Origin of the sequence: Streptosporangium sp. NPDC023825 (assembly GCF_040639575.1) — a bacterium.
GTDB lineage: Bacteria > Actinomycetota > Actinomycetes > Streptosporangiales > Streptosporangiaceae > Streptosporangium.
The window spans coordinates 1-16,014 of the sequence record NZ_JBFAAE010000032.1 but is presented as its reverse complement, the minus strand read 5'-3'; the positions used below and the strand labels follow the sequence as shown (position 1 = coordinate 16,014).

At 70.4% G+C, this 16,014-nt stretch carries 12 protein-coding genes; 6 read left to right on the top strand and 6 right to left on the bottom strand.

Annotated elements, in window-relative coordinates:
* Nucleotides 1–219: 219 nt before the first annotated feature.
* Nucleotides 220–942, bottom strand: a complete 723-nt coding sequence (locus AB0G15_RS25530) for a helix-turn-helix domain-containing protein (protein ID WP_362844353.1) — start codon at nt 940–942, stop codon at nt 220–222.
* A gap of 372 nt (nt 943–1,314) precedes the next feature.
* On the opposite strand from AB0G15_RS25530, the gene AB0G15_RS25525 reads away from it, so the two are divergent.
* The gene (locus tag AB0G15_RS25525; protein WP_362844515.1) at nt 1,315–2,544 is read left to right on the top strand and encodes a serine hydrolase domain-containing protein; all 1,230 of its coding nucleotides are present in this window, start codon (nt 1,315–1,317) and stop codon (nt 2,542–2,544) included.
* A gap of 73 nt (nt 2,545–2,617) precedes the next feature.
* Here the strand turns inward: AB0G15_RS25525 and AB0G15_RS25520 are convergent, their stop codons facing one another.
* Together AB0G15_RS25520 and AB0G15_RS25515 are read right to left on the bottom strand one after the other, a co-directional pair.
* Nucleotides 2,618–3,919 (bottom strand): ThuA domain-containing protein, encoded by a 1,302-nt coding sequence (locus AB0G15_RS25520; RefSeq protein WP_362844350.1) that lies wholly within the window; start codon nt 3,917–3,919, stop codon nt 2,618–2,620.
* Between the two features lie 266 nt (nt 3,920–4,185).
* The gene (locus tag AB0G15_RS25515; protein WP_362844347.1) at nt 4,186–6,351 is read right to left on the bottom strand and encodes an ATP-dependent RecD-like DNA helicase; all 2,166 of its coding nucleotides are present in this window, start codon (nt 6,349–6,351) and stop codon (nt 4,186–4,188) included.
* A 1,097-nt stretch (nt 6,352–7,448) separates the two neighbouring features.
* Between AB0G15_RS25515 and AB0G15_RS25510 the strand changes: the two genes are divergently transcribed.
* From AB0G15_RS25510 to AB0G15_RS25500, 3 genes are all read left to right on the top strand, one after another.
* Nucleotides 7,449–8,474: a LacI family DNA-binding transcriptional regulator gene (locus AB0G15_RS25510; protein WP_362844344.1), complete on the top strand. Its 1,026-nt coding sequence runs from the start codon at nt 7,449–7,451 to the stop codon at nt 8,472–8,474.
* Nucleotides 8,475–8,707: 233 nt separating this feature from the next.
* Entirely contained in the window at nt 8,708–10,594 is a 1,887-nt protein-coding gene (locus AB0G15_RS25505; protein WP_362844342.1) for a ricin-type beta-trefoil lectin domain protein, read from the top strand.
* A 211-nt stretch (nt 10,595–10,805) separates the two neighbouring features.
* On the top strand, nt 10,806–11,273 hold the full coding sequence (locus AB0G15_RS25500; RefSeq protein WP_362695622.1) for a hypothetical protein: 468 nt from the start codon (nt 10,806–10,808) through the stop codon (nt 11,271–11,273).
* A gap of 230 nt (nt 11,274–11,503) precedes the next feature.
* Here AB0G15_RS25500 and AB0G15_RS25495 read toward each other — a convergent pair whose 3' ends face one another.
* Together AB0G15_RS25495 and AB0G15_RS25490 are read right to left on the bottom strand one after the other, a co-directional pair.
* Nucleotides 11,504–12,151 (bottom strand): response regulator transcription factor, encoded by a 648-nt coding sequence (locus AB0G15_RS25495; protein WP_362844340.1) that lies wholly within the window; start codon nt 12,149–12,151, stop codon nt 11,504–11,506.
* A gap of 4 nt (nt 12,152–12,155) precedes the next feature.
* Nucleotides 12,156–13,322 (bottom strand): histidine kinase, encoded by a 1,167-nt coding sequence (locus tag AB0G15_RS25490; protein WP_362844337.1) that lies wholly within the window; start codon nt 13,320–13,322, stop codon nt 12,156–12,158.
* Between the two features lie 160 nt (nt 13,323–13,482).
* On the opposite strand from AB0G15_RS25490, the gene AB0G15_RS25485 reads away from it, so the two are divergent.
* Together AB0G15_RS25485 and AB0G15_RS25480 are read left to right on the top strand one after the other, a co-directional pair.
* Complete coding sequence (locus AB0G15_RS25485; protein ID WP_362844335.1) at nt 13,483–14,196, top strand: ATP-binding cassette domain-containing protein; 714 nt, start codon at nt 13,483–13,485, stop codon at nt 14,194–14,196.
* A complete protein-coding gene (locus AB0G15_RS25480) occupies nt 14,193–15,020 on the top strand; it encodes an ABC transporter permease (protein WP_362844332.1) in 828 nt (275 codons plus the stop codon). The genes AB0G15_RS25485 and AB0G15_RS25480 overlap by 4 nt, the downstream gene beginning before the upstream one ends.
* Before the next feature lie 157 nt (nt 15,021–15,177).
* Here the strand turns inward: AB0G15_RS25480 and AB0G15_RS25475 are convergent, their stop codons facing one another.
* Entirely contained in the window at nt 15,178–15,651 is a 474-nt protein-coding gene (locus AB0G15_RS25475; protein ID WP_362844329.1) for a hypothetical protein, read from the bottom strand.
* Between the last annotated feature and the right edge of the window lie 363 nt (nt 15,652–16,014).

Here is a 16,014-nt window from a genome sequence, read left to right as displayed (position 1 = left end):
GTCTCCCGCACGACGGCATTCCGTACGACGGTCTCCCGCACGACGGTCAGGCCTCCGGCGGGATGCCGGACGGGCGTCCGCCGCGTGACGTCCGGTGTCCCGGGGCCGGTGGGGTGGGCGGGCGCGGCCGGACGGCCGCCGTTCCCGGGTCTCACACGTTCTTGGGATCGCATGAAACCCACAGTGTCCCAGATCGCGGGATTCTCCGGCGACGTCCCGCTATCGCCCGGCGTTCCGGGCGGCCAGGCTCTGCTGCCACTGCTCCATGACCTGCCGGAAGGCCTTGCTCACGAGGAGAAGGAGTTCGGCGGAGGACTCGAAGCGGGCACCCGCCGGGGTCGTGGCCCCGAGAATCTCGGCTCCGCGCTGCGACGCGGCGGCCAGGGCCTCGTTCATCTGCAGAGCCGCGAGGAGGGACGGGAGCCAGATCCCGTCGTCGATGACATAGCGTTCACGCCGCGCGCCGGGAACCCGTTCCCGCTTGAGCATTCCCTGCCGTTCGAGGAAGGCGACGGCGTGCGAGATCGACGCCGGGCTGACGCGAAGCCGCTTCACCAGGTCGGCGGCGGTGAGATCGCCGGAGTCGGTGATGTACAGGCAGGCCAGCACCCTGGCCTCCATCCGGGGCAGGCCCTGCTGGACGAGGAGAGCGGTGAAGGACTCCGTGAAGTCCTGCACCGCCTGCGGATCACGCCCGTGGCCGCTGTCGGGGACCGGCGGCGCGGCAGGCCGAGCCTGCCTGTGCCGGCGCGCACGATGCCGCGTGGCCTCGTGCGCCCGGTCCGCCCCGTAGCCGTCGGGTCCGCCGTTGCGGGTGACCTCCCGCATGATGGTCGAGGCGGGCCGCCCCAGGCGCTTGCCGATCTCCGTGTATCCGAGTCCCTCGGCCAGCCCCGCGGCGATGTGCTGCCGATCCTGGCCGGTAAGTCTGCCTCCGGGCATCGGTGCTCGTCTCCCATCCGTCGACCTGTCGACACGCGCGGAACGCGACGCCCCGGCACGCTCCGCTGCACAGTATGCATTCACACCCAGTCCATTGCAACGCCCGTGCTGGCAACCCATTGCGTTCAGTGCCATATTCATTGCAATATCGACTCAACATGCCAGTGTTTACAGGGCATACGCATCCTTTTTAATGTTGCAGAATTTATGAACGCAATGTAGTGTCGCAGACGTTCAGGGATTTCCGAACGTTTGCGGGTGCCGGTGGCGCCGCGGAGGAAGTCCCGTGACCGAGCTCCGGCTCGCCGAGGCCACGGGCGTCATGCCGGGACGGGTCTCGCGGATCGAACACTGTGCGCGAGGAGATTCATGATGGAAAAAGGCAATGGCGGCTTCTCGGAAACGGGGCTGCGCAGGCTGCGTGACGTGCTGGCGCGGCATGTCGAGTCCGGGAGGATTCCCGGGCTCGTCGCCCTGGTCGGCAGGGGCGGCGAGACCCACGTCGAGGCGATGGGGACGATGCGCCACGACGGTGGCGCGCCGATGCGCCGGGACACGATCTTCCGGATGGCCTCCACGTCAAAGCCGGTGGCGATGGCGGCGGCGATGGTCCTGCTCGACGAGTGCAGGTTGCGGCTGGACGACCTGGTGGAGCCGTGGCTGCCGGAACTCGCCGGCCGTCAGGTGCTGAAGCGGATCGACGGCCCGTTGGACGACACCGTGCCGGCGCGGCGGCCGATCACCGTACGGGACCTGCTGACCTCCACGTTCGGGCTCGGCATGGACATGACGGCGCTGGGCACCCCGATCATGGGCGCGATCTTCGAGCAGGGGCTCACGCCCGATCTGCCCGAGCCGATGCCCGAGCCGGACGAGTGGATGCGTCGCCTCGGCACGCTCCCGCTGATGCACCAGCCTGGAGAGCGCTGGCAGTACCAGATCAGCCACGACGTGCTCGCCGTGCTCGTCGCCAGGGTCACGGGCCAGTCGTTCGAGACGTTCCTGCGTGAGCGCGTCTTCGATCCGCTGGGGATGAAGGACACCGGTTTCCACGTGCCCGCCCACAAGATCGACCGGCTGCCGGACCTCTACGCCCCCGACCCTCGGACCGGAGAGTTCGTCGTGTGGGACGAGGCCGCGGGCGGACGGTGGAGCCGGCCTCCGGCGTTCCAGGGCGGCGGCGGCGGGCTGGTCTCCACCGCCGACGACTACCACGCCTACTTCCGGATGCTGCTGAACGGCGGGACGCACGAAGGCGAACGGATCCTGTCCCGGTCCGCCGTCGAGCTGATGACCACCAACCGCCTCACACCCGAGCAGCAGGCCGCCCGGCACGCCATGGCCGTCGACAACGTCCACGTGTCGTTCGGCCAGGGGCAGCACGGCGGCTGGGGCATGGGGATGGCGGTGCGCACCTACCGCGGCGACTACGCGCCCGTCGGCCAGTTCGGCTGGGACGGCGGAAGCGGCACCTCGACCTACGCCGACCCGCACAACCGGCTCACCGGAATCCTGCTCGCCCAGGTCGGGATGTCGGTCCCGGATCCGGCGCGGCTCATCCACGACTTCTGGACCACGCTCTACCAGGCGATCGACGACTGACACCGAGCCCGCACCCCGTACGCCCGCCCTTCCCGACCGGCGGGAAGGGCGGGCGTACGGAACCTCGTGGCGGCTACGGCTGCTGGGAGATCCGGAACGACTGGGCGGCACCGCCGTTGCAGGTGCTCTGCACCAGCTGGACGCTGTCGGCCGTCGAGGAGCCCGGCACGCTCAGGCACTTGGCGCTGAGGCGGCTGACGAAGCGGTAGTGGCCGTCGCCCTCGGACACCGCCTGCCACTGCTGGTTGTTGCCTCCGGAGTACGTCCACAGCTGGAGCGGGGCGCCGTCGGCCGTGGAGACGTCGGTCACGTCGACGACCTGGGCGCTGTTGAGGCGGTTGTTGAGCCGCGCGAAGCCGCCGCTGGTCGGCTGGACCTGGAACTGCTGGGCGAGGGTCCCGTTGCAGGTGTACTGCTGGATCACGGTGCCGTTCGCCGAGGCGGCCGCGCGCGCGTCCACGCACTTGCCGTTGGCGCGGTTGGCGAGGCTGTACCACGCGGTCGGCGAGATGGTGTCCGTCGGGGGCGGGGTGCTCCCGCCGCCCAGCCACAGCAGGCCGTCGATGACGAACCGGTTCTGCACCTCGCTGGCGAACGTGGACGACAGCGGGGTGTTGTTGCTGTAGTTCATCGCGTTGTGGCCGAAGTTCGCGTACAGCATCTTGTAGTTCTTGTTGGTCCACATGAGCGGGTAGTACCCGCTGTACCAGGTCTGGTTGGGGTCCGTGCCGACCGGGAAGCTCGACTGGTCGATGGACCCGAGGATCCTGATGTTCGGGTTGTTCCTCAGGTCGCTGGTCCAGCTGTACCACTCGCTGACCGACGAGGTGAAGGTGGCGGGCAGCCGCGCCGTGGAGGGGTGCGCCCCGCCCTCCGTGCGTATGGTCACTGAGGTGGGGCCCCAGGTGTTGGACCTGAACGCGCCGGTGCCGAGGAGCTCGTTGTGGTACCACGACCAGCTCTGGGCGTTGGTGTTGAACGCGCTCACGTGAAAGCCCATCCACGCCCCGCCGTTACGCATGTACTGCTCGAACGCCGAGCGCTGGGCGGCGTTCTGCGGCAGGTCGTCCAGGAAGAGCACCACCTGATACTGCTGGAGGTTGCTCGCGTTCAGCTGGCTCCAGTTGTTGGTCGCCGTGTAGGAGAAGTTGTGCTGCGCGGCCAGTTGCGGGAACCAGCGGTTGGCCTCCTGCACGAAGTTGACGTGGGCCGCGTCGTACGCCCCGTTGTAGAAGGCGATCACTTTGAAGCTCGGGGCGGCCGAAGCCCCCGCGCTTCCGCCGGCCGGAAGGGTGGTGAGGCCGAGCGCGAGAGCGAGCACGGCGAGTAACCGCACCCACGTCCGCGTCGAGTTGACCATGCTTTCCCTGGTCATGTGTGTTTCCTCTGTCTCGCGACGAACGACAAAGGCGAAGCCCGCCCCGCCCACGGGCATAACGGAGACCGGCGTTACCAACAACTTCGGCAAGCCGAGGACGGTTCTTGTCTGACTTAATTCAAGTTATGTGAAGAAAAAATGTCAAGAAGATCGCGGAGTCGGGAACGCCCCGTACGGGCGGCGTCCGCGTCAGCCGATGTCAGACGCGTCTCGCCGGTGTCCGATCGACCGGCGCTCACCATCGGTGTTCGATCGGCCGGTGTTCAGTCGGCGGCGGGGGCGGCCTCGTAGTGGAGGTCCGCGCCGAGGCTCAGCGCGAGCCTGCGGGCGAGCCCGGTGTTGCGGCGGTGGTCCAGCCTGCTGACGGCCATCTCCAGCGCCTTGCGCTCGCCGACGACGACCACCCACGACCGGGCCCGGGTGAGCAGGGTGTAGAGCAGCTTGCGGCGCAACATGACGCCCCCGGACTCGGTGACGAGCGGCGCGACCACGAAGGGATACTCGCTGCCCTGCGAGCGGTGGACGCTGATGGCGTACGTGTGGGTCAGCTCGTCGAGCTCGCCGAAGCCGTACTTCACGGTCTGCCCGTCGTCGGTGCGGATCTCGACGAGCCGCTCCTCCGGGGTGATGGCGGTGACCGTACCGGTGTCGCCGTTGAAGACGCCCTTGTCGTAGTTGTTGCGGATCGGCATGACACGGTCGCCGACCCGGAACGCGGAGGCCCCCGACCAGTGCTCGGCGACTCCCTCGCGCGCCGGGTTGAGCCGCTCCTGGATCATGCGGCCGAGTTCGGCGGTCCCCGTCAGGCCCCTGCGCATCGGGCACAGGACCTGGACCTGGTCCGGGCTCACCCCCTGCTTGCGCGGGATCGCCACCGTCGCCAGGTGCATCACCCGCTCGGCGACCCGCTCGGGATCGTCGACCTCCTCGAACCAGAACCCTCCCCCGCCGGGGATCGCGGGCACCTCGCCCGCCCTGACCCGGCGGGCGGCCTGGATGATGCCGCTGCCCTCCGCCTGGCGGAAGACCTTGGTCAGGCGCATCCGCGCGATCGCCTCGACGCGCAGCAGGTCGGCCAGCACGCTGCCGGGGGCGATGCTGGGAAGCTGGTCGCTGTCGCCCACGATCAGCAGGTGGCTGCCGGGCGGGACGGCCGCGGTGAGCCGGGTGGCCAGGCTCAGGTCCAGCATGGACGCCTCGTCGACCACGATCAGGTCGGCCTGCGCGGGCGTCTGCTCGAACAGCGTGCCGCTCTCGGGGTCGGGCCGGTGGGCCAGCATCCGGTGCACGGTCATCGCGGGCAGGCCGGTGAGCTCCGACAGGCGCTTGGCCGCCTTGCCCGTCGGCGCCGTGAGGGTCACCGTGCCGCCCATCGCCCGCACCGTCGCCGCGACGGTCTTGACGGTGTGGCTCTTCCCGCAGCCGGGACCGCCGGTGAGGATGGACACGGTGCTGGTCAGCGCCATGTTCACCGCCGCCCGCTGGTCCTCGTCCAGCCCGGGATCCTCCTGGAACGGGCGCATGGGCAGCGTCGAGGCGGCCTCCCAGAGCCTGGTCAGCTGGGCGGTCAGCGTGACTTCCCGGCTGTGTGTCTCCTTGAGATAGACCACCGCCGTTCCCCGGCCGTCCGGCGACGCCTCGACGACCACGCGGCGGTCGGCGACGAGCGCGTCGACCATCTGACCGACGAGTTCGTGGTCCTGCTCGACGAGTTCCGCGGACTGGGCGATCAGCGCGACCAGCCGCACGTAGCAGTGCCCGTCGCGGCTCGCCGCCGTCTCCAGCCTGTCCAGGATCGCCGCCTTGACCCGCTGCGGGCTGTCCTCGGAGACCCCCGACCGCAGGGCGATCCTGTCGGCCGTGGCGAACGCGATGCCCCTGACCTTGCCGATGAGCCGGTACGGGTCGGAGGTGAGCACCTCTCCCGAGTCGGCCCCGAAGACCTGGTAGATCTTCGCCGCGAGCAGCGGGCTGATCCCGAAGCCCTGCAGGACCACCATGAGCTCGGCGATCGCCTTCTGCTCCTCCCACGCGTCGGCGATCTGGGCCTGCCGCGCGGGGCCGATGTTGACGACCTCGGTGAGCCGTCCGGGCTCGGTGTCGATGACCGTCAGCGTCGCCTCGCCGAAGTGGCTCACGATGGCGTGGGCGAGCCTCGGCCCGATGCCGCGGATCAGGCCGGAGCCCAGATAGATGCGGATGGCCCGGACCGTGGCCGGTACCAGCCGCTCGCACGCGACGACCTCGAAGCGCCTGCCGTGACGCGGGTGCTCGCCCCACTCGCCGACGAGCCTGAGCGTCTCCCCCGGCTGGACCCCGCCCAGGGCCCGGCCGGAGGCGACGAAGCCGGGCATGCCCTCGGCGCTCATCCGCGCGATCGTGTACTCGTCCTCGCGGACGTACACCAGCTGCTCGACAGATGCCTCCACGGCAGAAAGCAACCCCTCCGTACTGGCCTCACCTCATCCTTCGCACATCAGACCAGCTCACCCGGTGTCCCCACAAGCCGTCGCGGCTCGCCCCCGGGCCGCCGTCGTGGCGTCCCGAGGGGCGATGGGCGGCGCGGGCACACCGGGGTCGATGGATGTGACGTGCGGTCGGCGGCGCGGGCGAACCGCCGCCTGAGGTGACGGCCGGGCCGCTACGCGCCCGGCCCGAGGTGCCTGCCGCCGTCGAGGCTCAGACCCCGCCGGCCGAGATACTCCCCATCTGGCCCGCCGGCCGCCAGGGCGGCCTGGGTCCCGGGCCGGGAGGCCGCGGACCCGGGTACGGAGGACGCACGCCCGGGTACGGAGGACGCACACCCGGATACGGGGGCCGCCAGCCCGGATAGGGAGGACGCCAGCCCGGGTAACCACCCGGGTAGCCGCCCGGGTACGGAGGACGCCAGCCCGGGTACGGAGGACGCCAGCCCGGATACGGGGGCCGCCAGCCCGGGTACGGAGGCTGCCAGCCCGGGTACGGAGGGTACGTGCCCGGGTAACCGCCCGGGTAGCCACCGGGATAGCCGCCCGGGTAACCCGACGCGGGCACGCAGTCGTACTGCGGGCACGGCGTGGTGAAGCACTGCTTGGGCGAGGGGACGCAGATGCGGCCCGGACCGCAGTTGACCGCCGCGCACGGCGATCCCGGACTGCACGTACCGGCCGCCTGCGCGGCGGTGGCCGGCTGGGCCGCCGGAGCGGCCGGCGCCCTGTCCGCCCAGGCCGTGTTCGCGATGGCAGGCGATCCCGCCACCACGACCGCGGCCAGGACCAGGGCCAGTTTTCGAAGCATTTTTCCCCCAGATGTCATGATCGGTTCTGACTCTTCGACGATGCTTGCACCGGCCTTACCTGCTAACGGCAAACTGGATCCCAGCAAGTCGGATGGCTTGTCGAGAGTCGGGGTGCGACGCTGCCGCATCGATGGAATCGACAGTTTTCGCCCCTTTTTGCGGCCGCCGATCCGGGGAAGACTCCTCGCCGCCGCCCCCTGTCGGCGCTGGTTATGCTGACGGCAGGGACACGGCTACCAGGGGGCACACATGGCTCGGCCCGGGACGCGCGCGACCGTGCGCGACGTCGCGGCGGAGACGGGCCTGTCCATCGCCACCGTCTCGCGGGTCCTGAACGGGCAGGCCAATGTCGCCCCGCGCACCCGGGAGCTGGTGTTGCGGGCCATCGGCCGCCTCGGGGACCAGGCGCCCCGGCCGCGCGCCGGGCAGGAGGCGACGGCCGGCGCCACGATCTACGTGCGCTGCCCCTACCTGCTGACCGACTACTTCGGGCTCATCGTCTCCTCGGTCGGCGAGACCATCGAGCTGCACGGCGGCCAGATGATCCTGAGCACCGGGGAGTCCGCCCAGCACGTCCCGGCGCTTTCCGGCCTGCCCGGCCGCCCCGGCATCGCGGGCGCGATCCTGATCCTTCCCCCGGAGCCGGGCGAGGAGCTCGTACGGCTTCGAGACCGGCGGTTCCCCTTCGTGGTGATCGACCCCAGGACGCCGCCTCCCAAGGACATCGTGGCGGTGTCGGCCGCGCACTTCGCGGGCGCGCGCAAGCTGATGGCGCACGTGGTCGAGCTCGGTCACCGCCGGGTCGGCATCGTCGGCGGCCCGGTGAAGTGGCTGCCCAGCGAGGCCAGGCTGGCCGGATACACCGCGTCGCTGGCCGACGTCGGCGTCCTGCCGTCGGCCGAGCTGCTGCGCAGCGTGCGGGAGCCCAACGCGGAGAACGGCTACCGCGCGGCCTGCGAGCTGCTGGACCTGCCCGAGCGGCCGACGGCGCTGGTCGCGTTCAACGACAAGATGGCGGTCGGCGCGCTGTGGGCGGCGGCCGAGCGCGGCCTGAACGTCCCCGGCGACCTGTCGGTCGCGGGGTTCGACGACCTCGACCTCGGCCGGGCGACCCTGCCGACGCTGACCACGGTGCGCCAGCCCCTGCAGGAGATGGGCCGGATGGCGGTCACGCTGCTGATGCGGCTGCTCAGCCGGCACACGCTGGAGGCCCTGCACGTCTCCCTGGGGACCGATGTGGTCGTCCGCGGCTCCACCGGTCCCGTCTCCCGCTGAGGGCATTTGTTTCATTTGTTTCATAAACGGTGAGCCACCTGGACGTCACGCCAATCCCGGTATTTACAGACCTTGACAACCGATTTCCACGTGTGTTGTCCTGTCCTGCAACAGAAAAGTTTCTTATCTGTTACATCCGTTACAGCGACGGTTCCCGGGGCGACGCGTGTGCTCCGATGTGAACGTCCCGGTGCGTCGCGGGCCCAATCGCACCCCCCGAAAGGACCCCTGCCGTGTTCCGACCACCTCGCCGGGCCCTCGCCCTCGCCCTGGCCTGCGCCGCCGCCCTGTGGGCGACGGGACCTGTCGCCGCCACGCCCGCCCTGGCCGCCAACGAGCCCGTGAACATCTGGCTCACCACCACGTCCGACGCGGGCGGCCGGACCGTCACGCGGGGTCTTCAGCAGCAGTCCCCCATCGCCTTCGGCCCCGCCGGGGGCAGCGCCGGCCACACCATCACCGTGAACGAGGGCACCACCTACCAGCAGTTCGAGGGCGGCGGAGCCTCGATCACCGACACCACCGCCTACCTGCTGCGCGGCGGCCCGATCAGCGCGGCCACCCGCGACGCCGTGATGCGCAGGCTCTTCCATCCCACCGACGGCATCGGCCTGTCGTTCGTACGCAACCCGATCGGCGCCTCCGACCTCTCGCGGCCCGGCAACGTCTCGCTCGACGACACCTGCTGCGACCTCAACGACTTCGGCGCAGGAGGGTACGACACCAACGTGCGCCTGCTCACCCAGCAGGCCAAGTCGCTCAACCCGGCCCTGCGCGTCAAGGGCGTGCCGTGGAGCGCCCCCGGCTGGATGAAGGACAACGGCCGGATGGACCAGATGGGCTGGCTCAAGTTCGAGCACTACCCCACGTACGCCCAGTACCTGGTGAAGTACGTCCAGAGCTACCAGAACGCCGGCGTCCCGGTCGACTACATCTCGGTGCAGAACGAGCCCAACTGCTGCCAGGCGGGCAACCCGACCGCGATGAACTATCCCGGCATGAGCTGGAACTCCTCCGGACTGGCCGAGTTCACCAAGAACCACGTCTACCCGGCCTTCCGCGCCGCCGGCATCACGACCAAGGTCCTCGTCCACGACTGGAACTACGGCGACTACGCCACCATGGGCGCCGGCGTGCTGAACGACGCGGCCGTGCGCAACGACCCCCTGTTCGGCGGCATCGCCTGGCACGGCTACTTCGGCGACCCCGCGGTCGGCACCCAGGTGCACAACCAGTATCCGGCCGTACGCCAGTTCAGCACCGAGCACTCGGGCGGCACCTGGATCGGCAACCAGCACAACGAGGACCTCGCCGACATCGTCAACTACGCCCGCAACTGGAGCGGCAGCCTCGTCAAGTGGAGCCTCGCCCTCAACCAGAACATGGGCCCGCACAACGGCGGCTGCGACGTCTGCACCGGCCTGGTCACCGTCCAGGAGGGCGGCCCCCGCGCCGGACAGGTCGACAACACCATCGAGTACTACACGACCGGCCACCTCACGAAGTTCGTCAGGCCCGGGGCGTTCCGGATCGACTCCACCGCCAACGCCACGATCCAGAACGTCGCCTGGCGCAACTCCGACGGTTCCAAGGCCCTGATCGCGCACAACCGCGGCACCTCGGCCCAGTCCGTCCGGGTCAACTGGGGCGGCCAGTCGTTCGTCTACTCGCTTCCGGCCCGCACCACCGCCACCTTCACCTGGTCCGGCACGCCGAGCGGCAACCCCGGCAACCCCGGTGGCGGCGCCATCACCGGCCTGGCCGGCAAGTGCATGGACGTCGCGGGCGCGAGCAGCGCCGACGGCACCGCCGTCCAGCTCTACTCCTGCAACGGCACCGCCGCCCAGCAGTGGACCCGCCCCGGCGACGGCACGCTCCGCGTGCTCGGCAAGTGCCTGGACGTCGCCGACAACGGCACGGCGAACGGCAGCCGGCTCCAGCTGTGGTCGTGCTTCGGCGGCCCCAACCAGCAGTGGACCTACAACCCCACCACCAGGGACCTGGTGAACCCCGCCGCGAACAAGTGCGTGGACGTCACGGGTAACACCAGCGCCGACGGCACCCGCCTCCAGCTGTGGGAATGCACCGGTGGCGCGAACCAGAAGTGGACGATGTCCTGACCTGAGCGGAACGCGGGCGCGAAACCTCCGGGCGGGGGTTCGCGCCCGTGGCCTTCCGGGGGCCTGCGAGCTCCGGACGCCCCCGGTCGCGGCGTTCTCGCCGCGGTCCGCCGACGCCGCCCCCTCGGCCTCCGCCGACGGCCCACGACCCTTGACGCCAACTTTAAGCATCGCGGTGATTACCCACAGTGATTACGGTGCATGAGGTCACATGCCAATCAACCCTCAGCACCAACGGGAGCACCCCATGCACACCCGCACCACCGCAACGGCGCTGGCCGCCCTCGGCCTTCTCGCCGCCCTCACCACCGTCGGCGCGAGCACCGCCTCCGCCTCCACCTCCGCCCCGGCCCCCTGCGCGCGGGAATATCTCGCGCTGATGAACGCCGAGGACGCCCTCACCAACGTCGAAGCCCTCCCCGAGGTCAAGGCCGCCCACGCGGCCCTGATGAAGGCCGGCGCCGCCGCCAACGTCGACCAGCTCTCCCAGAAGGCGGCTCTGCAGCAGCTCGGTGTCAAGGCACCGGGGCTGGACCCCGCCGCGAAGAAGATGGTGGAGGCCTACAACGCCGCCGGAGCCAAGTACGTGCAGGTGCGCGACGCGGCTCTCCTGAAGATCGCACCGCAGCGGCAGAACTCCAGGAACACGCTCAAGAAGTGCCTGAGCGCCCACTCCTGACCCTGGACAGGTGACGCGGCCGGAGTCCTCGATGCCACCGCCAGGACGGCACGCCTCCTGGTGATCGGGGACTCCGGCCGCGTCCGGCGCGGAGGACCGCGCCGGACGACGGCCGCCCGGCGGGCTCGGCGCGTTCACGTTCAGAGGACAAGCGGTCAAAGGACACGTACTCAAAGGACACGCGGTCAGAGGGCGCGTGCTCAGAGAAGGCCATAGAAGGTCGGAGAGGGTCAGAGAAGGCCGGCGTCGCGAACCCTCATGGCGACGTGGACACGGTTGTCGGTCCCCAGCTTGGCGAAGATCCGGGTGACGTTCGCCTTCACGGTCGCGACGCTCATGTGGAGACGCGCGGCGATCTCGGCGTTCGAGCTGCCCCTCGCCACCTCGATCGCGACCTCGCGCTCGCGTTCGGTGAGCCTGTCCAGCTCCCGCCGCGCCTGCGGGCTTCGCGGTTCGTACCCGCCGGTGGCCGCGGCGATCACCTGGTTGGTGACGCTCGGCGACAGCACCGGCTCACCCCTCGCGACAGCGCGGATCGCCTCGATCATCTTCGGTGGCGGCGTGTCCTTCAGCAGGAAACCGCCGGCGCCGAGCCGCAGGGCCCGGAGCACCAGGTCGTCGGCGTCGAAGGTGGTGAGCACGAGGATCCGGGGCGGGTCCGGCCGGGCCAGCAGCAGTTCGGTGGTGGTCAGGCCGTCCTGACCGGGCATCCGGATGTCCATCAGCACGACATCGGGCCTGAGGTCGCCGATCACGCCCATGGCCTGCCTGCCGTCCCCGGCCTCGCCGACGAGGTCCAGGTCGGGCTCGCCGCCGAGGATGAGGCGCAAGCCGGTCCGCACCATCGCGTCGTCGTCCACGATCACCAGTCGGATCATGCTGTCAGGCCTCCCACGGCAACCGGGCGTCGAGAACGAACCGTCCGTCACGGACGGCATGGCTGATGGTGCCACCGGCCATCCGGGTCCGTTCGGCCAGGCCGACCAGTCCCAGCTTCCCGCCGGGACCGGCGATCGCGCCCGGCGGCGCCGGGTTGCTCACCCGGATCCGCAGGCCGTCGCCCGGCCTGCCGCCGAGCTCGGCCGTCACCCGGCTCCCCGGCGCGTGCTTGCGCGCGTTGGTCAGGGCCTCCTGCACGATCCGGTAGGCGTGCCGGCCGGTCTGCGCGGGCAGCAGCTCCCGGTCGTCGACGGTGTCGTCCACCTCGACCCGCTGTCCGGCGGCGCGTACCTCGTCGAACAGGGCGCCCACGTGCTCCAGGGTCGGTTGCGGGGCCTCCGCGACCTCCGGGGTTCCCGGCGCGCCCTCGGACCGGAGCGTGCCGAGCACGGTGCGCAGCTCGTTCAGCGACTGGTGCGCGTTCTCCTGGATCGCCGTCGCGACCCCGCGAACCTCCTCGGCGGTGAGGTCGGTGCGGTACGCCAACCCCCCGGCGAGCATCGACAGCAGGGAGATCCGGTGCGCCAGGACGTCGTGCATCTCATGGGCGATCTTGGCCCGCTCCGCCAGCTTGGCCCGCTCGATCCGCTGCAGCTGCTCGCGTTCCGCGGCCAGCGCCGCCTCCCGCTGCGAGGCGGCCAGGTCACGGCGCCCGCGCAAATAGAGACCGAAGACGGTCAGCCCGCCGAGAAAGACGGCTCCGGTCGCCAAGGAGATGTAGCTCGACGAGTGGATGCCGTCCCAGACGGCGACCGCCACCATGCGCAGCAGGGACAGGATCCCGATCGGGACGATCTCGCGCCACCGGCGGCGCGTCACCAGCGACACGTACACGACCTGGGCGGGACCCCCCGCCGTGACGGAGAAGAGAGTCATCAGGGTGGTTGCCAGCGCGATCTGCCACGGCAGCCGGCGCCGCCAGCGCATCAGGACCAGCGCGGTGAGACCGAGCCCCACGTCGACCAGTGTCCGCACGAGCCGGTCGGGCTCCCGGGAGAGGAGCACGGCCATTATGACGCCGTAGAACAGCATCGGCAGCACGGCGAGCGCGTAGCGCAGCGCGATGCCGGACCGGGTGAGGGGTGGCTGGTTCTCCGTACGGTCGTCCACGGTCCCAGCCTAAAGAGCGCAGGGACGACGCCTTAGCGACCTCGGTCGACATCCGGGTGGCCGAAGGTCGTACGAACCCGGTGACGGGCGTGCACCGGCGACCGGCGGCTCTCGACCCGGGGCCGATGCCCGGCGGGCCCGTATCCGGTGAACTGGGCAAATGATCGAATTCAGTCACGTCAGCAAGTCCTACAAAAGGGTGAGGGCCCTCGACGACGTGTCCTTCACCGTCCGGGAGGGAAGCGTCACCGGGTTCCTCGGGCCCAACGGCGCGGGGAAGTCGACGGCCATGCGCGTCCTGGTCGGGCTCTCGCGCGCCACCTCGGGCTCGGCCACCGTGCTGGGCCGGCCGTACGCCGAGCTGGACTGCCCGGGTTCCCAGGTCGGCACGCTTCTCGACGCCGGCGCCCAGCATCCCGGCCGTACCGGACGGGAGATCCTGACCCTGGGCGCGATGACGCTCGGCCTGCCGAGGTCGCGGGTCGGCGAGGTCCTCGACATGGTCGGGCTGACCGGCCGCGAGAGCGGGCGGACCGTGCGCGGTTACTCGCTCGGGATGAGACAGCGTCTCGGCATCGGTCACGCGCTCCTCGGCCGGCCCAGGGTGCTCGTCCTGGACGAGCCCGCCAACGGCCTGGACCCCCAGGGCATCCGGTGGATGCGCGAACTGCTCCGCGACCTCGCCGACTCGGGGTGCGCGGTGCTGCTCAGCTCGCACCTGCTGCACGAGGTGGAACGGGTCGCCGACCACATCGTGATGATCGGCCACGGCCGCGTCCTGATCCAGGGCACCGTCGAGGAGCTCGACCGGGGACGGGGCCTCGAACAGACCTTCCTCGACCTGACCGCCGCCACCGACAGGAGCGCGGCATGACCGGCACCCCCGAGACCGGGAACGGCACGAACGCCGCGGCGGCGGGCACCGTCACGGCCACCGGCCCGGAGAACACGGACGTCCACCGGCCCCGGACACCGATCCCCTTCCGCCGGCTGCTGTCGGTCGAGGCCCGCAAGCTCTTCGACACCCGCAGCGGCAAGATCCTGACCGTGTGCCTGGTCATCCTGGTGCTCGCGGCCGTCATCGGCCGCGGCGTCGCCTCCGGCCCGCGGCTGCAGGAACTGATCGGCGCGGCCGGCATCGGGATCGGGACCCTGCTCCCGATCCTCGCCATCCTCACGGTGACCGGGGAATGGAGCCATCGCACCGCCCTGACCACGTTCGCGCTCGAACCCCGGCGCGGACGGGTTCTGGCGGCCAAGTGCCTGCCGCCGTTGGTCATGGCCCTGGCCGCCCCCCTGCTCGCGCTGCTGGTCGCGGTGCCGGTGACGGCCGTCCTCGCCGGCGTCCAGGACACCCCGGCCACCTGGGAGATCGCGCCCCTCGCGCTGCTGGGCTGGACCGTGACGAACGTCCTCGTGGTCGCGGCGGCGCTCGCCCTGAGCATGCTGCTGCTGAACGCGCCGGCCGCGATCGTGATCTACCTGTTGGCCCCGATCCTGTGGAGCGCCGTCGGCGGGCTCGGCACCACGGGCCGCGCCCTGGCCGACTGGCTCAACCTGAACAACACCGTCGTCCCTCTGTCCGCCGGTGACATGACCGGCGGCGACGCCGCCCGGCTGGCCGTGTCCGTACTCCTCTGGATCGTCGTCCCGATGGCGGCCGGCGTGGTGCGCGTGATCCGCAAGGAGGTGAGTTGACAGGGTCCGGGATCGTCCGGTGGCACAGCCGGCGTCCGGCGGGAACGACCGCCGCCCGGACTCCGGGTGAAACGCGGCGAAGGCGCCGGCGGGATCGCCGGCGCCTTCGCGGATTCACCTGCCGGCCGCGGTGCGCGTCACGACGTCAGCGGGTGGTTCAGAAGGAGTCGCGGTGGTAGTTGCCCCAGTCGAAGTCGCCGGAGCGGCCTTCGCCGACGCGGACGCGGAAGCCGTCGAAACCGCCCTTGGCGCTGTAGCTGAACTTCCACTCGTGGTGGCCGCCGGTGTTGAAGCGGCGGTTGTGCCAGCCACGGTCGTCGTGGTGGTAGAAGTCGATGAAGGTGTTCTCCCGGTCGCGGTCGCGGTCCCAGGTCTTGATGTCGAAGTGATAGCGGCCGTTGGAGTAGTACCAGTAGCCCTTGTAGTAGGAGCGCTCGCCGCGCGACTCACCGCGGCCGAAGCCGGAGTAGCCGGAGAACCAGTGCTTGGTGTACTGCGCCTGGGCGACCGAGGCCGCACCCGCCGCACCCGCCGTGTTCGCGGTGGCGGCCTGGGCGGGGGCGGCGACGATACCGGCCGCCAGGGCGCCGGCCAGGGCCGTGCCGGCAAGGATGCTGCGAAGCTTACGCATGAGGGATTTCCTTTGATCGAGGGTGTTCGGGAACAACCCGTGTGACCTGCGCCCGGTGCGCCTTTTCGGTGCCGCGCTCCGGACAGCACTGACATTAGGCAGAAGGAAAGTCCTGTTCTGCGTACAAACGCACACATAGCGCCGAGCGTGCACTACGACACACAAAAGCCCGGCTTCCCGCTTGATCGGGCACTTCGCCACGAACGGGCACCCTCCGGCGCACCGCCGCTCAGAGCCGCCGTTCAGAGCCGTGGTCGGGTGCGGATGGCCAGGGTGCGGGTCTGGGTGACCGACTTCCCGGTGTCGGCGATCTCCGCCGCCACCAGGTCCTCGAACCGCTCCTCGATCGCGTCGGCCAGGCGG